The organism is Xanthomonas vasicola pv. musacearum NCPPB 4379, assembly GCF_000277895.2.
In the GTDB taxonomy this organism is placed as follows: Bacteria; Pseudomonadota; Gammaproteobacteria; order Xanthomonadales; family Xanthomonadaceae; genus Xanthomonas; species Xanthomonas vasicola.
Genome location: NZ_CP034655.1, coordinates 3,788,499 through 3,809,198, shown reverse-complemented (window position 1 = coordinate 3,809,198; position 20,700 = coordinate 3,788,499). Strand labels below are relative to the sequence as shown.

Genomic DNA, 20,700 nt, shown 5'->3' with positions numbered 1-20,700 from the left:
GCCTCGGTCGGCATCCATCGCGCGAGCTTCCGGGTCCAAGCAGGCAGCCAGTGCTTGCAGGCGCTAATCGAGCATCCGAACCATGTGGCTGGCTGTGCAGCCTTCGCTCCCGGCATTAGGTTGGCCGCACTACGTCCCCGCGCAAGCAAACACGTTCAGCCGCGCACCACGCCGGTCGCAGGCGCTGCGCCGGTCCGTGCGAAAATAGTGCGATGAGTGAAGTTGCCCCACCGGCCGCGCCGTCGGCGCCCGTTCCCACCCAGCGCACCCTGACCGACCCGATCAAGGCCAGCATCCGCGACGCCTACGCCAAATTGCAGGCCAATACGCCGGGCTTTGCCACGCGCCGTGCGCAGAGCCAGATGATCGGCCTGGTGTCGCGTGCGCTGGCCACCTCCGGCGGCATCGGCATTGCCGAGGCACCCACCGGCGTAGGCAAGAGCCTGGGCTATCTCACCGCCGGCGTGCCGATCGCCCTGGCCACCAAGAAAAAACTGGTCATCAGCACCGGCACCGTGGCATTGCAATCGCAGCTGGTGGAACGCGACATCCCGGCCTTCCTCAAGGCCACCGGGCTGGACGCCAGCGTGGCGCTGGCCAAGGGCCGCACCCGCTACCTGTGCACCCGCAACGCCGCCGAGCTGGAAGGCGACACCAGCCAGAACGCCATGTTCGAAGACGAGCAGGCGCTCTACGACCGCCCGCTCAGCCCGGTCGATGCGGATCTGGCCAAGCGCCTGGCCAAGGCCTACGCCGCACGCACCTGGAACGGCGACCTGGACGACGCACCCGAGCAGGTTTCGGTGCCGCTGCGCATGCGCATCACCACGCCGGCCTCCGGCTGTGCGGGGCGCCGCTGCAGCTACGCCGCGCAATGCCCGGTGCTCAAGGCACGCACCGATGTGCGCGAGGCGCAGATCGTGGTCACCAACCACGCCTTGCTGCTGTCGTCGTTGTCACTGGGCGATGCCGAAAACGGCCAGCCACTCATCGCCCCGCCATCGGACATGCTGCTGGTGCTCGACGAAGGTCATCACATCGCCGGCGTAGCGATCGATCAGGGCGCAGCCAATCTGCCGCTGGACGACATGGCCAGGCGTACCGGGCGCATGCAGATCCTTATCGCGGCCGCTTATCGCGCAGTGGACAAGGACAAGCTGGGCAATTTGCTGCCCAACGAAGCCATTGAGGTGGCTGCGCGCGTGTCCAAGCTGCTCAAGGCCTTCCACGCCGAGGTCGAACGCGTGTGGAAGCCGGAGCCCGGCGAGCGCGATCCGTTGTGGCGTGCGGCCAATGGCAAGTTGCCGCCGCAATGGGGCCCGGCCATCGAAGAACTCGGCGAAGAAACTCGCGCGCTGTTCAATTGGGTGCATGCCGCACATAGCGCGATTGCGAAGGGAAAACAAGACGACTCCGCGCGCGAACGTTTGCAGCGCAGCCTTGGCCTGGCGCTGGAAATGGCCGAGCAGCAGCACAATCTGTGGAGTGGTTGGCGCCGCGAAGACAAGGAAGGCCAGCCGCCGATGGCGCGCTGGATCACCCTCTCACGCGATGGCGATTTGATTTGCCATTGTTCGCCGGTGTCGGCTGCGCAGGTGTTGCGCACGATGATCTGGAACGAAGTGGATTCGGTGGTGATGACCTCGGCCACGCTCACCGGCGGCGGCGATTTCCAATCCTTCGCCATCGACAATGGCTTGCCCGATCACGCAGAAATGGCCTCGCTGGCCTCGCCGTTCGACCTGCCCAATCAAGCCGAATTGATCGTGCCCAATTTCCCGGTGACACCCGACGACCGCGAAGGCCATCCCAAGGAAGTGGCCAAATATCTGGTGCGCGAACTGGATTGGAGCGCCAAGGGCAGCATCGTGTTGTTCACCTCGCGCTGGAAGATGGAAAAGGTGGCCGACCTGATGCCGTTGGCGCAGCGCAATCGCGTATTGGTGCAAGGCGAAGGCAACAAGTCGCAATTGATCACCGAACATTTGCGCCGCATCGCTGCTGGCGAAGGCTCGGTGTTGTTCGGTTTGAATTCTTTCGGCGAAGGGTTGGATCTGCCGGGCGAAGCCTGCACCACCGTGGTCATCACCCAGGTGCCGTTCGCCGTGCCCACCGATCCGCAAACATCTACCCTGAGCGAATGGTTGGAAAGTCGCGGTCATAACGCCTTCAACCTGATCGCCATCCCGCATGCGCTGCGCACGCTCACGCAGTTCGCCGGCCGCTTGATTCGCAGCTCCAACGACCATGGCCGCGTGATCATTCTCGACTCGCGCCTGCTCACCCGCCGCTACGGCAAACGCATCATCGATGCACTGCCGCCGTTCAAGCGGGTGATTGGGCGTTGAGTATTGCCTGACGATCTGCGGTACCACCACTATCGCGCCGGACGATGGCGCGTGCGGCGGTGTGCGCTGGCGCAGCCGATACGCGTGTAGCGCGCCCGGTGCGATTGCTGCGCGGTGCAATCCAGCGCCGCGTTGTGCAGCAACACAAAGAGCGTGGCTGGTCGCTCCACATCTGCACCACGCGATGGCGCAGCTGCACCATTCGATGATCCCACGGATTGCATGCCCCGCAGCCGATTGCTTCATGCATTGACCAGGACTGCATCGCGCATGCGTGTAGAGGTGACGTGCATCATTCATGCTGGGCATCGTCCTTGCAGCGCCGCATTCGCTGAGAGCGATCGGAACTCAGATCATGCAAAACCAAATGCGGATGCTGCATGCAGACGCCCATTGCTGGAGCTATCTGCAACCCACTGCCCGCAAATTTGGCGATGCATATCACGCAACGCAGTCATCATTACGTTCCCCTATCGCAGCGATCATAACTAACGACTTCTCACGCTTCTGCCTGCTCGCCATGATTCAGGCTCCCCCAAACGAGCTGACGCCATGCGCCCTGGACACCTCATGGTGCTAGCCCTGCTAGCCCCGACGTTGATCGCCCCGCCGGTCTTCGCCCAATCCGTTCTGACCCGCGACAATGGCGCCAAGGTCGGTGATAACCAGAATTCGCAGACGGCAGGCCCCAACGGCCCGACCCTGCTGCAAGACGTCCAGCTGATTCAGAAGCTGCAGCGCTTCGATCGCGAGCGCATCCCGGAGCGGGTGGTGCATGCGCGCGGCACCGGCGTCAAAGGCGAGTTCACTGCCACCGCCGATCTGTCCAACCTGACCAAAGCCAAGGTCTTCAGCGCTGGCGAAAAAACTCCGGTCTTCGTGCGCTTTTCCTCGGTGGTGCACGGCAATCATTCGCCGGAAACGCTGCGCGACCCGCATGGTTTCGCCACCAAGTTCTATACCAGCGAAGGCAATTGGGATCTGGTCGGCAACAACTTCCCCACGTTCTTCATTCGCGATGCAATCAAGTTTCCTGACATGGTGCATGCGTTCAAGCCAGACCCGCGCACCAACCTGGACGACGATTCGCGTCGCTTCGATTTCTTCTCGCACGTGCCCGAAGCAACCCGCACGCTGACGCTGCTGTACTCCAACGAGGGCACGCCGGCTGGCTATCGCTTCATGGACGGCAATGGCGTGCATGCCTACAAGCTGGTCAATGCGCAGGGCGAAGTGCATTACGTCAAGTTCCATTGGAAGACGCTGCAAGGCATCAAGAATCTCGATCCCAAGCAGGTCGCCGCCGTGCAGGCCAAGGACTACAGCCACCTGACCAACGATCTGGTTGATGCGATCAAGAAGGGCAATTACCCGAAGTGGGACCTGTACGTACAGGTGCTCAAGCCGGAAGACCTGTCCAAGTTCGATTTCGACCCGCTCGACGCCACCAAGATCTGGCCGGACGTGCCGGAGCAGAAGGTCGGCCAGATGGTGTTGAACAAGAACGTCGACAACTTCTTCCAGGAGACCGAGCAGGTCGCGATGGCCCCGGCCAATCTGGTGCCGGGTATCGAGCCGTCTGAAGATCGTTTGTTGCAGGGCCGTATTTTCTCCTATGCCGATACGCAGCTGTATCGCATCGGTGCCAATGGCCTGAGCCTGCCGGTTAACCGTCCACGTGTGGCGGTCAACAACGGCAATCAGGATGGGCAGGGCAATATCGGCCAGACCACCAGCGGAGTGAACTACGAGCCGAGCCGTCTGCAGCCGCGTCCGCAGGACACCGCTGCGCGCTATAGCGAACTGCCGCTGTCGGGCACCACCCAGCAGGCCAAGATCACCCGCGAGCAGAACTTCAAGCAGGCCGGCGAGTTGTACCGCTCCTACAGCAAGAAGGATCGTGCTGATCTGGTGCAGAGTTTCGGCGAGTCTCTGGCCACCACCGATACCGAAAGCAAGCACCTGATGCTGTCGTTCCTGTACAAGGCCGACCCCGAGTACGGCACCGGCGTTACCCGCGTGGCCAGGGGCGACCTGTCGCGCGTCAAGCAGCTGGCCTCCAGCCTGCAGGACTGATCCGCCCGACGACATCGCAGTCTGCGCCGCGATGTCGTCGTTAGTTTCGGGAGATCCCCATGCGCACCGTATTGTTTTTGATGCTTGGCAGCCTGTCTGCAGTTGCCAATGCTGCTTCGCCGGCATCCACACCCGCCGTCAACGCAACGGCTACCGCCACACCTGAGCAGATCAAGCTGCAACTGCGTGAGTATTTCTTCGACGCCGCGCGCGAAGGTCGCCAGGACATGCTGGCGGAATTCATTCGCTCGCATTACGACCTCAATACCCGCGACGAGAAGGGCTATACCGCCTTGATCCTCGCCGCGTACCACGGCCAGCGCCCGGCAGTGGAGCAACTGCTCAGCGCCGGTGCCGACCCCTGTGCGCAGGACAAGCGTGTCAATACCGCGCTGATGGGCGCCATCTTCAAGGGCGAGCTGGGCATCGCCAAGCGCCTGATGCAGGCCGACTGTGCGCCCGACCAGCGCAACAACGCCGGCCAGACCGCCGCGATGTATGCGGCGCTGTTCCAACGTACCGACGTGCTCAAGGACCTGGCTGCCAAGGGCGCAGACCTCAGCCTCAAGGACGGGCAGGGCAACGACGTGACCAAGCTGCAACGCGGCGAATTCGCCACCGCTCCGGCGCGCTGAGCGTGCTGATCTCGCTTGCTGGCTAGGCCCGCGTGCTTCGTGCGCTGGTCATCGGCCTACAAGCGCCCCGGTGTTCCGCTTCGCGTTGGTCCATGCCGGCGCCAGACCCGTCTGGCCGCTGCTGCCCGCTGCGCGGCATAGGCTGTCGCTCATGAGCTCTTGTCGGACTTAGCTCAGCGTTGGCAGACCCAGGTGCACCTTCCAGGCCTTCTGCAGGTTGAGTCATTGCCTGGCAGCGCATCCCCGGCTTCTCTCCACATCGGCGGCCTCAGCCATCGTCAAGACAGCCCAAGGACAGCCTAGTCCCGGCAAGCGCCTGGAAGCGCGGCGCCAAGCCGGTGACCTGCACGTTTCTTGCCTGAGCCTGGCGACGACTTCCGAGCTTTACCGCTCTCTTTCGCTAACGCACCCCACTGCATCGCCCAGAAGAACCGCAACCGACACAACGTCAGAGGCCGCACCTGCGGCAGGCCACAAATCGCCTCGTGCAGCCCCGCCGGTTTTCCGCCACAGCCGCGTTGTAACTCTGGCGCGGGTGGCGATTTTTCTACCATTGCGTCGGGAGTTTTCCGACACGCAACCCCTTGCGCGCCAAGGCTTTGACAGAAAACTGAGTGCTTGCTGACCTGCTCGAAATTGCCTGAAAAAAAGCGCAGAAAACAGTTCAAGAAAGCGCCGGGAACGCCGATGCTGCAGCTATCGCATCGCACCCTGGAACCCCCGGACCATGAAGCTCGATCCTTCCATCCCTTTTTTGATGTCTCTGCTGGCCATGGTGCTGTGCACCGCTACTGCCGTGGTCGCACTGGTCTTCGGCCAGGTGCACGTACTGGCCAAGTCGTGGAGCTTCTACACGGTCATGGGCACTGCCCTGATCACGCTGGTCGCCTCGTACCACGCCCTCGGCAAGCCGCTGAGCGCCGAAGAGCGTGTTGGTGTCCGTAACCCATAAGTTCCGGGTTCGTCCAGGCGCAGCGGTGACTGCGGCGCTGGACTTGGAAAGCTCCACGTGTCATTGACGATGCACCGCGTTCGCCGCAGAGGCGAACGCAGACAGGCACCGCGCATCCTGCAGCGATGCCTCCCGTTACCACTCGCGCTTGGCGAGTGAGTGAAACGAAAACAGCGTCAACGCGATGCTGTTCGCCTCTTCCGACAGTAGGACGCAACCGCGATGCTGGCGGCTGAAGCGCGTCACCAGCACCATCCACAATCGCGCGCAATGCTCGCATTCGGCCGACTGATAGGGTCGATCACCTGGCGCAGCGAGTAGGCGATCCCGCAGCTAACTCCGAAAGGCAGCCGCCCCAGCCTGCCACTCCGCACCGCCGCAGATTCATCGACGCCGTGTAAGCTGTTGATCCTGCTTCGCATTCTAATGGCTGCTCGCTGCGGCCACTTCGTCGATGACCGCTTCCGCCGATCGCTACGCCGCCTCCCTGCGCCTGTCCGTCGCTCCGATGATGGATTGGACCGACCGCCATTGCCGCGTCTTCCACCGCCTGTTGGCGCCATCGGCGCGCCTATATACCGAGATGGTGCACGCCAACGCGGTGATCCACGGCGATCGCGCGCGCTTGATCGGCTTCGATGTGGTCGAACATCCGCTGGCGCTGCAACTGGGCGGCAGCGATCCGGCCTTGCTTGCGCAGGCGGCGGCGATCGCGCAGGAGTGGGGCTTTGATGAGATCAATCTCAATTGCGGGTGCCCGTCCGACCGCGTGCAGGCCGGGCGGTTTGGCGCCTGCCTGATGCGCGAGCCGGCGCTGGTGGCTGAGTGCGTCGCTGCCATGTGCGCCGCCACCCACCTGCCTATCACGGTCAAATGCCGCCTCGGCGTCGACGACGATGACGACCACGCGGTGTTCGCCGGCTTTGTCGACCAGGTGGTCGCGGCCGGCGCGGCGATGGTGGTGGTGCACGCCCGCAACGCCTGGCTCAAGGGCCTGTCGCCAAGGGAAAACCGCGAAGTGCCGCCGCTGAGGTACGACTGGGCCTACCGGCTCAAGCAGGAGCGGCCCGGCCTGCCGGTGGTGCTCAACGGCGGCATTACGGCCGTGGACACCGCACTGGCGCATCTGCAGCACACCGACGGCGTCATGCTCGGCCGCGCGGCCTACCACGACCCGTACGTTCTGCATTGTCTGGACGCTGCCTTGAACCAGCAGCCCGAGCAACCGCGCGAGTCCTTGCTACGCGCATTTCGGCCGTATGTGGAATCGCAGCTAGCGCAAGGTCTGGCCTTGAAGCACATGACGCGGCACGTGCTGGGCCTGTTCCATGGCCAGCCCGGCGGTCGGGCGTTCCGGCAGGTGTTGAGCGAAGGCGCACATCGTCCGGGGGTCGGTTGGCAGTTGGTCGAGCAGGCGCTGCAGCGTACCGATACGCGTCCCTGGCGGGTGGTCGCCTAACGTTGGCCCACTGTTTGCATTCCTGAACGGGCTGCCGGGTTATCGATGGTTTCGGGGTTCCTTGGAGCGGGTGCATTTGCCACAAACCCCCGCCCATCGTGGCTTCGAGGCCCGGCAATATTCATTTCACTGAACGCCGTTAACTCGGAGCTAAAAAAGTTCAGATCGGATTCACCCCACAAAATCAAGAATTTGGCTCGATTCCGACGCTCGACCACCACTAACACCTGGTCGATTTCACGAATTTTGAATGTTCCTGAACAACTCGCTAGGATTCGTTTGTGACCCAATTGCTCTGCCGCGCTCGCCAAGTTGCTCTGGTTACCCTCTGGGTTGCCGTGGCCGCGCCGTCGGCCTGGGGCCAGGGCTACCCGATGGTGCAGAGCGGGCGCGAAGCGTTGCCGCCTTCGGCACGCGGCAATAGCCGCACGTTGTCGGACACCATTCGACACGTACAACGGTCTACCGGTGGACAGATCCTGGGCGCTGAGCGCGTGCCGTTCGATGGCGGCAACCTCAATCGGGTCAAGTACATGAAAGACGGACGCGTGCACACCGTGTACGAGCCGGAGCAAACGCAGGCCGCGCCGCCGCGTAACTTGCCACCACCGGACGCGCCACCACGCGACGATAACCACTAAACGTAGATAGTTCTGCGTTAAGTCTTATAAATTCCCCGGCCGCTGGCCGACAACGTAACTAGGGAGAGTGCATGCGTATCCTTTTGGTCGAAGACGAAGCTCCGCTGCGCGAAACCCTTGCGGCGCGTCTGAAGCGCGAAGGCTTTGCGGTCGACGCTGCACAGGACGGCGAAGAAGGTCTCTACATGGGCCGTGAAGTGCCGTTCGATGTTGGCATCATTGATCTTGGCTTGCCTAAAATGTCGGGCATGGAGCTGATCAAAGCCCTGCGCGATGAAGGCAAGAAGTTTCCGGTGCTGATCCTGACCGCGCGTTCGAGCTGGCAGGACAAGGTCGAAGGCCTGAAGCAGGGCGCCGACGATTATCTGGTCAAGCCGTTCCACGTCGAAGAGTTGTTGGCGCGCGTCAACGCGCTGCTGCGGCGTGCGGCTGGCTGGAGCAAGCCTACGCTTGAATGCGGCCCGGTCGCGCTGGATCTGGCAGCACAGACGGTGAGCGTCAACGGCGCCAACGTCGACCTGACCAGCTACGAGTACAAGGTGCTCGAGTACTTGATGATGCATGCCGGCGAATTGGTCTCCAAGGCCGACCTCACCGAGCACATCTATCAGCAGGACTTCGACCGCGATTCGAACGTGCTGGAAGTGTTTATCGGTCGCCTGCGCAAGAAGCTCGATCCCGATGGTGAGCTCAAGCCGATCGAAACCGTCCGTGGTCGCGGCTACCGCTTCGCCATTCCGCGTACCGAAGGCTGAGTCCGCGCGTCGGCAAACAGGAAGACAGGGTGTCGGGCCGCTCCAAGTGGTATAGACGCTGGCGGCCGCGCTCGTTGCAGGCCCGCCAGCTGTTGGCCGCCAGCCTCAGTCTGGTGGCCTTCCTTGCGCTTGCGGGGTACGCGCTGGATGTGGCGTTTGCCGACACCGCTGAAAAGAATCTGCGCGAGCGGCTGAAGAATTACGCCTCCGCGTATGCGGCCAATATCGATTTCGTACGCGATGGCTCGCTGTACATCGGAGGACAACCGCCCGACCCGCGCTTTGACGTTCCCGGCGGCGGGCTGTACGTCGAAGTGGTGCGCCCGGACGAAAGCTGGACCTCGATGTCTGCCGAAGGCCCGAATATTCCGCACGGCCGCATGCTGGAGCCGCGCCAGGAAGAGTTCATCGGCCCGTTGGAAATGACCCAGATCGACGGCAGCCTGGGCCAGCTCTATCGCTACGGCCTGGGCGTGAGCTACGTCGAACGCGAACACGGCGGCGAGATTCCCTACACCATTTATGTGATGGAAGATGCGCGCTCGATGGGCGCGCAGCTGCGCGTGTTCCGTGGTGCGGTGTGGTTCTATCTCGGTAGCGCCGGTGTGGTGTTGCTGGTGTTGCAGGCTTTCATCCTGCAATGGAGCCTGCGCCCGCTGCGGCGTGTCATCAATGAACTGACCAAGGTGCAGCGCGGCGAGATCCAGCGCATGAGCGAGCAGCATCCGCGCGAGTTGGAGCCGCTGACCGACAGCATCAATGCCTTCATCGAGAGCGAACGCGACAACCTGGAGCGTCAGCGCAATACGCTGGCCGATCTGGCGCACAGCCTCAAGACACCCATCGCCGTGTTGCGCACGCAATTGGACAGCGGTGCATCCGAGCGCGATCTGCACGAAGAAATGGATGTGCAGCTGCGCCGCATGAACGATCTGGTGTCTTATCAGCTAGCACGCGCGGCTTCCAGCGGACACAAGTTGTTCGCCGCACCGCTTCCGATCGAGCCGACCGCCGAAGAAATCGTGCGTGGTCTGGAGAAGGTGTACTCGGTCAAGGGCGTGTTGTGCGAATTCGATATTTCGCCCGAAGCACGTTTTCACGGCGAGCCGGGCGATTTGCAGGAACTACTCGGCAATCTGCTGGAAAACGGCTTCAAGTGGGCGCGTAGCCGCGTGCTGCTGACCGCACAACCAGGCCCCACCACCGGTAGCCGTCGTGCCGGGTTGATCCTGTCGGTGGAAGACGATGGTCCCGGCATCGCGCCCGAAGACGTGGCCAAAATCCTGCAGCGCGGTGTGCGTGGCGATGAGCGCGTGCAAGGGCATGGCATCGGCATGTCGATCGTGCAGGATCTGATCAAGGCCTACCGTGGCGAACTGCAGGTGGTGCGCTCGCAGGAATTGGGCGGCGCCCGCTTCGACGTGACCCTGCCGCCGGGACTGTGACCATCGGGAGTGGCCCGATGAACACCTGGTCAATGCCCGCAGACCTTCCGACAACCGTTTAACCGCTCATGCGTTGGCTTACCCATACTGGGTCGGTAAGCCGTTGCGATGGAGGGCCGCATGTTCGAGCAAGTTAGCCAGGCAGGGCGCATGGAAACGCGTGCGGCGCACGCGCGGCACTGGCGTGGATGGCGCGCGCTGCCGCTATTGATTGGCAGCGTCTGCGCGCTCAATTGCACGGCTGCCGAATCACCGCTTACACCAGCACAGACACGCTGGCTGCAACGCGCCACCTACGGCGTGGATGGCAACAGCGCGACGCAACTGACGCGGCTTGGCCCCAAACGCTTCGGTGCGCTGTTACTGCAGCCCAGCGATGACGGGGCGTTGCCCGCGCCGGTGCGGGCACAGCTGCAGCGCTTCGATGGGTTGCACACCCCGCTGGTGGATTTGCTGACCCAATACGAGGCCGACAAGCTCCGCCTGCAGGCCATGCCCGATGGCGATGAAAAGGTTGCCCTGAAGAAGGACTGGCAGGCGCGCGGCGGGCAGATGTTGGTGCAGGCGCGCCAGGCGCAATTGCTGCGCGCGGTGTACGCGACGGATCAGCTGCGTGAGCAACTGGTGTGGTTCTGGCTTAATCATTTCAGCGTGTATGCCGACAAGGCGCGTGTGAAATGGATGGCCGCCGACTACATGGAAAACGCGATTCTCCCGAATGCCACCGGCAAGTTTGCCGACTTGGTGATGGCGACGCTGGAAAGCCCGGCGATGCTGGAATACCTGGACAACGCCAAGAACGCCAAGGGCAAGGTCAACGAAAACTACGCACGCGAGTTGATGGAACTGCACACGCTGGGTGTGCATGGTGGCTACAGCCAGCAGGATGTGCAGCAGCTGGCGCTGATCCTTACCGGCGCAGGCCTGGTGGCGATCAAGGCCAACGGCGCACCGCCGTTGCCACCCGCAGCGCCAGGACAGGCGCAGGTCGTGCGCAAGGGTTTGTTCGAATTCAATCCGGCGCGCCATCAACCCGGCGACAAGATGCTGCTTGGTCAGCACATCGCCGGAGGTGGTCTGGATGAGATCGAGCGCGCCGTGCAGCTGTTGTTGCGGCAACCGGCCTGCGCACATTTCATTTCGCAACGCCTGGCCGAGTATTTCGTCAGCGACACGCCGCCCGCCGCGCTGGTGACGCGCATGGCCAACACGTTCCAGCGCAGCGATGGCGATATCACCAAGGTAATGCAAACCATGCTGGCGTCGCCTGAGTTTGCGCAGGCGCAACCGCGCAAATTCAAAGACCCGAACCGGTTTGTGGTGTCGGCGATGCGGGTGGCGTATGAGGATCAAGCGGTGATCAATGCTGCGCCGATGGCCAGTTGGGTGCAGCAGCTCGGCGAGCCGTTGTTCGGACGCATCACGCCTGACGGCTGGTCGCTGCAGTCGCAGGCGTGGACCAGTTCCGGGCAATTGGCGCGGCGCTTTGAAGTGGCGCGTTCGATCGGTGGCGGACCGAAGCAATTGTTTCGTCTGGACGGCGACAACGACACGCCGATTCCGGCAGTGACGCAAATCGACACGCGCCCTTCGTATCGGTGGCTGGCGCCCTCGCTGTCTGCCGCCACCCAGCAGGCACTGACGCAAGCGCGCTCGCCTGCCGAATGGAATGGATTTTTGCTGTCGTCGCCTGACTTCAACTATCGCTGACGCAACGACATCACGACATCGATTCAGCTGCGCTGATGCAGCGCCAACGGTTCAATGCGCGCAGATTCAAACCACCAATCCAACGATCTAACGAATGCCAAGCGGTCATCGCCGCGGGAGTACACCATGCAACGACGTCAATTTCTGCTTGCCTCTGCAGCCGCTGCAAGCATGCCGTGGGCCGGTCGTCTGTTCGCTGCGCCACGCGATAGCGCGCGCATGCTGGTGGTGTTTCTGCGTGGTGGCTACGACAGCAATAACCTGCTGGTACCGCATAGCAGCGATTTTTATTACCAGTCGCGGCCGAGCCTGGCGATTGCGCGGCCAGATGCCGCCAATCCAAACAGCGCTATGGCACTGAACGCGCAGTGGGGTCTCAACCCGGTGGTGCGCGATACGCTGCTGCCGCTGTGGGAACGCAAGCAAGTGGCCTTCGTGCCGTTCGCCGGCACCGACGATCTGTCGCGCAGTCACTTCGAAACCCAGGACGATATCGAATCCGGCCAGGCGGGCAAGCATCGCGATTACCGCTCCGGGTTCATGGCGCGCCTGTCGGGTGTGCTGAGTGGAGTGTCGGCGATCGCGTTTACCGATTCGTTGCCGCTGACGTTTCAAGGCGGCGGCGATTTACCCAACGTGTCGTTGCGGAGCATCGGCAAAGGTGGGCTGGATGCGCGGCAGGCGCAGATCCTGTCGCAGATGTACGACAGCACGCCGCTGGCCGCCGCTGCGCGCGATGGTCTTGCATTGCGTCAGCAGGTCACCGCGCAGCTGCGCGAAGAGATGGAGCAGGCCGGCCGCGGCGCCGCTAGCGCACGCACCTTTGCCGACGAAACCCGGCGCATGGCGACCTTGATGCGCGAGCGTTATCGCCTGGGCTTTGTCGATGTCGGTGGTTGGGACACGCATGCCAACCAAGGCAGTGTGGAAGGTGGTTTGGCCAACAACCTGCGCAATCTCGGCGAAGGGCTGGCCGCCTATGCCGATGCGCTGGGGCCGGCATGGAACGACACCGTGGTGGTGGTGATCTCCGAGTTCGGACGCACCTTCCGCGAAAACGGCAGCAAGGGCACTGATCACGGCCATGGCACCACGTACTGGGTGTTGGGCGGAGGCGTGCACGGCGGCCGCATCGCTGGCGAACAAGTGGCGGTCGAACAGGCGCAGCTGCTGCAGAACCGCGATTACCCGGTGCTCAACAATTACCGCAGTCTGTTTGGCGGGCTGCTGACTCGCATGTGGGGCCTGTCGCCAGCGCAATTGGAGCGGGTGTTCCCCGGCGCCAAACCACGCGATCTTGGATTGGTGTGAATTCGCAGAGCGACCAAGCGCACGAAAGAACATGTGCAGAACATGACGGTGGTTTTGTTTCAATGCGGCGGCAGTGTTTCAAGCGACGGCTGTACGTGTCGTTTGCCAAAGCGACAGCGACGCCGGCTAGTGCAGCAGCACACTCAACGCTGCACTGAAGCTGCAAACGGTGAGGGCCCGTAAAAACGTTCCAAGTGCGCAGCGACCTGCGGCATCGCGTGTGCAAGCAGATGCGGTGCGGAGAAGTGATATTCGCTGACCACCGCGAAGAATTCTTCCGGCGCCTCGGCGGTATACGGGTCGATCTCGGTGTCTTCGCCGGCATCGACGCGCTGGCAAAAAAAATCGTAGGCACGCTGGAAATCCCGGGCCCAGGCCCGCTGCGCATCGCGTGGTAATGGCGGTGTGCCGTCGAGCGCGCCATCCAGTGCATCGAGCTTGTGCGCCATTTCGTGCACGATCACGTTGAAGCCCGCCTGCGGGTCATCCAGATCGGCTTGCACATCAGCCCAGCTGACGATCAACGGACCTTGCTCCCATGCTTCACCGATCAGGGCGTCGTCCCACGCGTGCATCACTCCGGCAGCATCCATGTGCGAGCGCTGCACGCGGAACGCATCCGGATACACGATCAATTGCGACCAGCCACGCCAACCAGAGGCGCCTATTTCCAGCAGTGGCAGGCAGCAGGTCGCAGCCAGCACGAGCTGATCGTGCGGTTGCAGCTGCAGCCCGTCGACGGGCGAAATGGTTTTTTGATGCAGGAATTGCGCGGTCACTGCGCGCAGGCGTTGTTGGCGAGGCGGATCGAGCGCTGCGACCCATGCGCAATTGCTGCACAGCGGTTGCCAGAGCGCATCAGCAATGTCGGGAGGCGTCCGGCGCAGCCAGCGCGTTAACCACTGGATCAGCGGAACATGCCCGGCAGGAAACTGTGCCAACGCGGCATGGTGCGCATGCGTGGGAATAACGAATCGCCATCGCTGCCACCGCCACCGCCATTGGTGGAGGGCGCGGCTTTGTGCGGGGTGGTGCGTGCCGGTGCCGCCTCGGGGGCCGGTGTTCTGCCGCGTGCGGCCGAGTTGGTGCTGACGCAGCTCTCATTATCGCCGTCGACGAACTTGTCCGATGCCAGTGCGGCAAGCGGAGCCAACAGCATGAGCAGGCAAACCGTGATTCGGCGCATCGTCCACATCCAGGGCAAGCGGCGTGAGTCGCCGATCATAACGCGCTTTTCACTCCCTCACGCAAGCCGCGCTGGGCGCCCGGGAGGGCTTGGCGCATACTTTGGCGGATGGATTCGGGGACTTTGGGCGTGTGATGCACTTTGAAATGAGAGGCGCCGGCGGCCAGCGTTGCGGCGCAGGTGCCGCGGGGCACTACTGGTCCGACGCGCGTGATGGCCAGCCGCAGCATGCCCCCTGTTTGCTGCCGGCCATCAACCCGACGGCACGCTTCGTCTGGCACGCCGATGCTGCGTCACGCGCGTCCCCCGGACGGCCCGTCAAGCATGTAGGGCGTTCTTCTACGCATGCCGCAGCTCCTGCCATCTCACCCCTTATTGCGTGTCCCAGCCGTGGATGATCGTGCCCTGCTGGCCAAACTCGCCGGTGGCCGGCGGTCCGGCGATGCGCTTGCACGCGATGCCGGCTTGACCCGCGCGGCGGTGTGGAAGCGCATCCAGAATCTGCGCGCGGCGGGTGTCGACATCGAAGGACGGGCCGGGGATGGTTATCGGCTGGCCACGCCGTTGGATCTGCTGGACGCGGCGCGCATTCGCGCCGGCATGGCACCGGATGCGGCAGCCGGCCTCGCTGCGCTGGACGTGGCCTGGACGCTGGAATCCACCAATACCACCTTGCTGGCGCAGCCGGCGCCCGAACACGGCGTGGCGGTGCTGCTGGCCGAGCGCCAGACCGGCGGCCGTGGCCGGCGCGGCCGTCAGTGGACCTCGCCGCTGGGCGCGCACATCTACTTGTCTGCGTCGCGCCGTTTCAGTGGCGGGCTGGGCCAGCTGGCCGGCCTTAGCCTGGCTATCGGGGTGGCAGTGGCTGAAGCATTGCGTGGTTGCGGGTTCGCCGATGTCGGCCTGAAATGGCCCAACGATTTGCTGGCACGCGAGCGCAAGCTGGGCGGCCTGTTGATCGAGGGTGGCGGCGAAATGGCCGGCAACGCGCGTGCGGTGATCGGGCTGGGCTTGAACGTGCACATGCCGGCGGCAGCAGCGGCCAGCATCGACCAGCCGTGGATCGATCTGGATACCTTGGCTGACAGCCCGGTGTCGCGCGGCCGCGTCACGGCGGCGGTGTTGTCCGGCTTGCTGCCGGCACTGGACCTGTTCGAGGCGCAGGGGCTGGCGCCGTTCCTGGAGCGCTATGCAGACCTGGATGTCCTGAGTGGGCGTGCGGTGCAGGTTGAAGAGGCCGGCACCCGGCATGGTGGCGTCGCGCTTGGCCTGGCGGCTGACGGCGCCTTGCGTGTGCAACTGGGCGACACGGTGCGCCTGTTCCACTCCGGAGAAGTGAGCGTGAGACCTGCATGAGCGAGTGGTTGTTCGACCTGGGAAATTCGCGGTTCAAGTACGCGCCGCTGCACGGCAACCGTGCCGGCGAGGTGCAGGCATGGGCGCATGGCGCCGAAGCCATGGATGCGGCCGCGCTGGCAGCGCTGCCGTCCGGGCGTATCGCGCACGTTGCTAGCGTGGCCGCACCGGCACTGACGCAACGCATGATCGCCTGCCTGCAGGAGCGCTTTGCGCAGGTGCGCATCGTGCGGACCGCCGCCGAATGCGCCGGCATCCGCATCGCCTACGCTGATCCGAGCCGTTTCGGCGTGGACCGTTTTCTGGCGCTGCTGGGTGCGCGGGGCAATGCGCCGGTGCTGGTGGCCGGCGTGGGCACCGCATTGACCATCGACGTGCTTGGCGCCGATGGCCTGCATCACGGCGGCCGCATCGCCGCCTCGCCGACCACCATGCGCGAAGCGCTGCATGCGCGCGCGGTGCAGCTGCCGGTCAGCGGCGGCGATTACGTCGAGCTGGCCACCGACACCGACGATGCGTTGACCTCCGGCTGCGACGGCGCGGCGGTCGCGCTGATCGAGCGCAGCCTGCAGCACGCGCAACGCAGCCTGGGCATGCCGGTGCGGCTGCTCGTCCATGGGGGTGGCGCGCCGCCGCTGCTACCGCTGTTGCCCGCTGCCACGTTCCGCGCTGCGTTGGTGCTGGACGGTCTGGCGACGTGGGCGACCGCTGCGGCGTCCACGTAGAATCGGCGCATGTATGTCCGCGCGCTCATCGTCGTCTTGATCGTCCTTAATGCCGGGGTGGCGTTGTGGTGGGCCTTGCAGCCGCCGCCAGCACCACCGCCGGCGCCGCCGCAACCGACCGGTGTCGCGCGGCTGGAGTTGCTGCCGACGGTGACCGGTGCTGCGGTGCCCGCTGCGGCGAGTGCGGGATTGGCATCACCATCACCATCACCATCACCATCACCATCAGAGGGTGGAACGACTGCGTCGGCCGCCGCGGCTTCGACAGCATCAGCATCGACACCTATGTCCGCATCGGTAGCAACGCCAAACGCGTCGCCAGTCGCTAATACATCCACTGCCACCTCTGCATCGACGACTGCTGCCTCCGCCATCGCGGTGGAGGCGCCGCGTGCCGCAGCCGAGACGTCGCCGACGACAAAAGCTGCTGCAAAGCCCGCCGAAAGCGTCGCCGCTGCGGCTGCAAAACCATCGCCAACCACGTCACCACCGCCTGTGCCTGCACCGGAGCGCTGCGCCAGCCTGGGACCATTCGCGGCACGCGCCGATGCCGATGCGGCGCTGGCGCGCGTGCGTGGGCAGGCCAGTCGCGCCACTGTGCGCGAGGACAAGGACGCTGGCGTCAGCACGTTTCGGGTGATGTTGCCCAACGTGGGTGACCGCGCGGCTGCGCAGGCCCTGGTCAAGCGCATTGCCGCCGCTGGTATGGGCGATTACTACGTGATCGCACAGGGCGAGGACAACACCGTGGCGCTTGGCCAGTACCAGAGCCGCGAGCGCGCCGAGCGGCGCCAGGCCAGCCTGGTTGGCGCAGGGTTTCCAGCGCAATTGGTGCCCAGCGGCAGCGGGCAATCGCGGTGGTGGATCGATGTGCGCAGCAGCGCGGCCACCAGCGCCTTGCAAGGTGCTGCCGGGGCCGCGCGTCAGCGTTCGCTAGATTGCGCCGCGCTGCGCTAGAATGCGCACCGGCGCGCAATGCGCCTGCCTTCGCCGGCATAGCTCAGTTGGTAGAGCAACCGCCTTGTAAGCGGTAGGTCCCCAGTTCGAATCCGGGTGCCGGCACCATCTTCATCCACGCGCACGTGGCAATCACGGTTGAGTGTGCTGCGGTTCGAGCACGCGTTGCAGTGTGCCGGATTGTTCGGTCAGCGGCGCCAAGCACGGTGAGCGTGTTGCCTGCCGCCATCTCCTCCAACGGACCTTATCGTGCGCAGCGTTTGAAAAGCGGGCGCGTGCGTCGGGACGGTGGCCTGCCTTACCCCCCCTCACCTCAAACCTGTTCTGTTGCGCGGCCTGTGTTTGTGACGCGAGCATCTCAGCGCACGCGCTTCAAGGCGTGCAAGCCATGGCTCTTTCTCCAACGCGAGAAGCGTTGAGCAACGTGCCCTAAGCGTGTTCCGCTAAGTTGCTTGCAAACGCTTCACCACTCGCATCGCGCGATGTTTTCGCGCGACAGCACGTGTAGCAGATCAGGCCGGGCGGCCGGCCGATAGCAGTTCCAGCGCGGCCTTGCCGGAGTCTGCATGCGCTGCATCGCCGCTCAGGCGGTCGGCTAATGCGGCTACGATGATGGCGTGGGCCTGGCGTAGCACGCTGTCGGCATCGGCGCTGGCGTCCACCACGTGTTTGCCTGGCAATTCCAACCCAGCAAAGATGGTGCGGCAGCGTTCCAGGTTGTCCTGGGTTTCGAAGTGGTTGGGCGCATCGCCGCGGGCGCGGATGCGCGCCAGGCCGGTGGGTGGGGGCAGGTCGAGCAGCAGCAGCACGTCCGGGCGCGGCGCGAAGGCGTTGCGCTCCAGTAGCTCGTCCAGCGGCAGGCCGGCGGCGCCTTGGTAGGCGACCATCGAGGGGAAGTAGCGGTCCAGGATCACGATGTCGCCGCGTGCCAGCGCGGGCGCGATCAAGGTGTCCACGTGTTCGTGGCGGTCGCGGATCAGCAGCTCGGCTTCTTCGTCCGCACTCAGGCGGCCGGTGGCGGCAGACTGGCGCAGTTGGGTGCCCCAGGGGCCGTTGGTCGGCTCCTTGCTCAGCACGACGCGCGCGCCAGCGGTTTCCAGCGTGGTGGCCAGGCAGCGGGCGAGGGTGGTCTTGCCGGCGCCGTCGATGCCTTCGATGGCGATCAGCAAGCCGCCGGGCTTCAGTTCAATTGTCATCGCGCTACTTTATCTGATCGTGGCGATGGCCCCTAGCCGGCACCATTGCGTTGGCGAGCGTGCAGCCGCAGCGGATCCGCGCGATGACGAAGACGCAGCGACAGAGTCAGTGACAGACGCAGGCACGCGCCACCAACGCTGCCGCAAGCTGATCACCAGCATGCGGCGAACACAGGCACGCAAGGGCCGGCACGCCATGCGGCATATGCCGATGACTTATCGCCGGTATGTCCTGCGCGATGTCGGGAATGTCCCGATGTCTTGGCTTCTGACCGCACGCCATACTGAATAAGTCAGACGCACCGCACATTCGTATCGCGATTGAGTCGTGTTTTTGGCTTCAAGGAAAACGGACGCGTCGCCGCCACCCTAGAGGCGGCATCCCCCGCGTGACGCCCTTTCAGGCACCGTCGTGACCAGATTCCTTGTCTTCACTCACCAAGTCGACCGCACATGCACGCGCCAGGCGCGCTGGCGATCAGCTGGTTGCCGAGGTGTAGCGATAGGACAGCAGCGACTTCACCAGGAAGGTGATCTGGGTGGCCGAGCGCGCATCCACGCGCATGACCGGGATGCGGAAGCCTTCGGCCACCAGGGCATCGCGAAATGGCGGCACTAGGAAATCTTCGACTTCATCGGTCATGGTGATGCCCACCGCCAGGCTGGCGTCGGGTGCGATCTGCGTAAACTCGCGCAACAACTCCAGCGTGGCATTGAGCCTCTGCGGGTCGCGTGCGTTGGTCAGTACGATCACGCCGAGCGCGCCGTCGCACACCAGCGGCCACATGAAATCCAGGTATTTCTGGCCGGGCACGCCGTAGACGTGCAGCAGCTCGCCGTCTTCCAGCTCGATCGAGCTGTAGTCCAGCGCGACGGTGGTGTAGGTCTTGTCGCCGTAGGCGTCCTGGCTGAGCGGCATTTCAGTGCTGACCGGCTCCACATCGGAGATGGCGCGCACTGCGGTGGTCTTGCCCGCGCCCATGCCGCCGACGAACACCAGCTTGTTGGCTGGAAGACTCATGACTGCGCCTGGAAGAGGGAAAGGCCGAACCGACGTGCGACCCAGGAAAAGAACCGCGTGTTGCCGCTGTCTGGACGACGCTGCGTTGCAGGCACGGGAATCTCCGCAGTCTGGGCAAGGCCGCTGGCGAGTGCAGCGGCGAACAGGCATTCCACCGTTTGCAGCGGCAGCTTGCAAGCATTGGCCAGCGCCTGCGGGCGCCATGGGCGCGCATGCAGGTGGGCGATGGCGAGCAATTGAGCTGGCGAACTGGTCTCTGCGCTCAACTCCGGCCACTGGCGCAGTTGCAGCGCACGGCTGGGTTCCACGGCCGGCAGCGCCGTGCGCAGATGCTCGGGCAGGGCGAAAAACAGCGCTTCGAATGAAAGACGTTGCGGTAACGCGGTGCCAGCAAGGTCGGGCACGGCGTGCCAGCCCGAGCGGTCGAGCGCAGCGATCACCTCGGCCAGCGCCACGCCAGCCGGTAACTGCACGCAGCCATGGATCGGGTCCACTCGCACCTGCAACTGCGCATGCTGCAGGGTCACCACGCCGGAGCCGAATTCGCCGCGGCAATGCCGCAGCAACAACGCCGGCTCCGCCACCGGGGTGGCGTGTGGCGAGGACAACAGCATGCGCACCTGTTCGTTGAGTTCGCGCACGGTGGCGCCGTGCTTGATCCACGCACCTGCAACCGGCATGCGCGACACCACCAGCACACGCACCGGTTGCCCCTGCAGTGCCTGCCAGGCGGCCAAGCCATCGGCGCTGTCCAGGCCCAGCACCACGACATCGGCTGCGTACTGCGGCCATTCGCCCAACTGCACGTCGATGCGTTCGACGAGCAGCAGCGAGCACGCCAGTTTCAGGCGTGTGGTGTGCAGCAGGTCCAGGCCGGCCGTAGCGACCCGCATGGCATTGATGGGTGTGGTCATGAGCCGGCGCCTT

The 20,700-nt window shown here is 64.1% G+C and carries 18 protein-coding genes and 1 tRNA gene; 14 read left to right on the top strand and 5 right to left on the bottom strand.

Annotation, left to right across the window (positions count from 1 at the left end; translation table 11 throughout):
- Positions 1–212 precede the first annotated feature (212 nt).
- The 10 genes from dinG to KWO_RS17580 all read left to right on the top strand — a co-directional run bounded on the left by dinG (position 213) and on the right by KWO_RS17580 (position 13,332).
- Complete coding sequence (dinG, locus tag KWO_RS17640) at positions 213–2,348, top strand: ATP-dependent DNA helicase DinG (RefSeq protein WP_010374929.1); 2,136 nt, start codon at positions 213–215, stop codon at positions 2,346–2,348.
- A gap of 570 nt (positions 2,349–2,918) precedes the next feature.
- Positions 2,919–4,424 carry a catalase KatB gene (gene katB, locus KWO_RS17625; RefSeq protein WP_010379213.1) on the top strand — a complete coding sequence of 502 codons (1,506 nt, stop codon included), beginning with the start codon at positions 2,919–2,921 and terminating at the stop codon, positions 4,422–4,424.
- 59 nt (positions 4,425–4,483) lie between these two features.
- The gene (locus KWO_RS17620; protein WP_017113559.1) at positions 4,484–5,059 is read left to right on the top strand and encodes an ankyrin repeat domain-containing protein; all 576 of its coding nucleotides are present in this window, start codon (positions 4,484–4,486) and stop codon (positions 5,057–5,059) included.
- 727 nt (positions 5,060–5,786) lie between these two features.
- Entirely contained in the window at positions 5,787–6,011 is a 225-nt protein-coding gene (locus tag KWO_RS17610) for a hypothetical protein (protein WP_010374918.1), read from the top strand.
- A 454-nt stretch (positions 6,012–6,465) separates the two neighbouring features.
- Positions 6,466–7,470, top strand: a complete 1,005-nt coding sequence (gene dusA / locus KWO_RS17605; RefSeq protein ID WP_010374916.1) for a tRNA dihydrouridine(20/20a) synthase DusA — start codon at positions 6,466–6,468, stop codon at positions 7,468–7,470.
- Between the two features lie 338 nt (positions 7,471–7,808).
- Positions 7,809–8,111, top strand: a complete 303-nt coding sequence (locus KWO_RS17600) for a hypothetical protein (RefSeq protein ID WP_010379215.1) — start codon at positions 7,809–7,811, stop codon at positions 8,109–8,111.
- 71 nt (positions 8,112–8,182) lie between these two features.
- The gene (locus KWO_RS17595; RefSeq protein ID WP_002808458.1) at positions 8,183–8,866 is read left to right on the top strand and encodes a response regulator transcription factor; all 684 of its coding nucleotides are present in this window, start codon (positions 8,183–8,185) and stop codon (positions 8,864–8,866) included.
- A 74-nt stretch (positions 8,867–8,940) separates the two neighbouring features.
- Positions 8,941–10,311: an ATP-binding protein gene (locus KWO_RS17590; RefSeq protein WP_017115381.1), complete on the top strand. Its 1,371-nt coding sequence runs from the start codon at positions 8,941–8,943 to the stop codon at positions 10,309–10,311.
- A 120-nt stretch (positions 10,312–10,431) separates the two neighbouring features.
- Entirely contained in the window at positions 10,432–12,021 is a 1,590-nt protein-coding gene (locus KWO_RS17585; protein WP_026113199.1) for a DUF1800 domain-containing protein, read from the top strand.
- A gap of 126 nt (positions 12,022–12,147) precedes the next feature.
- Positions 12,148–13,332, top strand: coding sequence for a DUF1501 domain-containing protein (locus KWO_RS17580; protein ID WP_010379221.1), 1,185 nt, complete (start codon positions 12,148–12,150; stop codon positions 13,330–13,332).
- A 143-nt stretch (positions 13,333–13,475) separates the two neighbouring features.
- Here the strand turns inward: KWO_RS17580 and KWO_RS17575 are convergent, their stop codons facing one another.
- Together KWO_RS17575 and KWO_RS17570 are read right to left on the bottom strand one after the other, a co-directional pair.
- Entirely contained in the window at positions 13,476–14,240 is a 765-nt protein-coding gene (locus tag KWO_RS17575; RefSeq protein WP_033006664.1) for a M90 family metallopeptidase, read from the bottom strand.
- The gene (locus tag KWO_RS17570; protein ID WP_010374903.1) at positions 14,240–14,557 is read right to left on the bottom strand and encodes a hypothetical protein; all 318 of its coding nucleotides are present in this window, start codon (positions 14,555–14,557) and stop codon (positions 14,240–14,242) included. Before KWO_RS17570 ends, KWO_RS17575 begins: the two co-directional genes overlap by 1 nt.
- 306 nt (positions 14,558–14,863) lie before the next feature.
- Between KWO_RS17570 and birA the strand changes: the two genes are divergently transcribed.
- The 4 genes from birA to KWO_RS17545 all read left to right on the top strand — a co-directional run bounded on the left by birA (position 14,864) and on the right by KWO_RS17545 (position 17,664).
- The gene (gene birA / locus KWO_RS17560) at positions 14,864–15,874 is read left to right on the top strand and encodes a bifunctional biotin--[acetyl-CoA-carboxylase] ligase/biotin operon repressor BirA (RefSeq protein WP_170962555.1); all 1,011 of its coding nucleotides are present in this window, start codon (positions 14,864–14,866) and stop codon (positions 15,872–15,874) included.
- Positions 15,871–16,599: a type III pantothenate kinase gene (locus tag KWO_RS17555; protein WP_010374897.1), complete on the top strand. Its 729-nt coding sequence runs from the start codon at positions 15,871–15,873 to the stop codon at positions 16,597–16,599. Before birA ends, KWO_RS17555 begins: the two co-directional genes overlap by 4 nt.
- 9 nt (positions 16,600–16,608) lie before the next feature.
- Entirely contained in the window at positions 16,609–17,556 is a 948-nt protein-coding gene (locus tag KWO_RS17550) for an SPOR domain-containing protein (RefSeq protein WP_017112291.1), read from the top strand.
- A gap of 32 nt (positions 17,557–17,588) precedes the next feature.
- Positions 17,589–17,664 (top strand) — tRNA-Thr (locus KWO_RS17545).
- Positions 17,665–18,068: 404 nt separating this feature from the next.
- Here the strand turns inward: KWO_RS17545 and tmk are convergent.
- From tmk to KWO_RS17525, 3 genes are all read right to left on the bottom strand, one after another.
- Positions 18,069–18,752, bottom strand: a complete 684-nt coding sequence (tmk, locus tag KWO_RS17540; RefSeq protein ID WP_010374890.1) for a dTMP kinase — start codon at positions 18,750–18,752, stop codon at positions 18,069–18,071.
- 478 nt (positions 18,753–19,230) lie between these two features.
- On the bottom strand, positions 19,231–19,773 hold the full coding sequence (locus KWO_RS17530; protein ID WP_010374885.1) for a GTP-binding protein: 543 nt from the start codon (positions 19,771–19,773) through the stop codon (positions 19,231–19,233).
- Positions 19,770–20,687, bottom strand: a complete 918-nt coding sequence (locus tag KWO_RS17525) for a hypothetical protein (protein WP_017112292.1) — start codon at positions 20,685–20,687, stop codon at positions 19,770–19,772. Before KWO_RS17525 ends, KWO_RS17530 begins: the two co-directional genes overlap by 4 nt.
- Between the last annotated feature and the right edge of the window lie 13 nt (positions 20,688–20,700).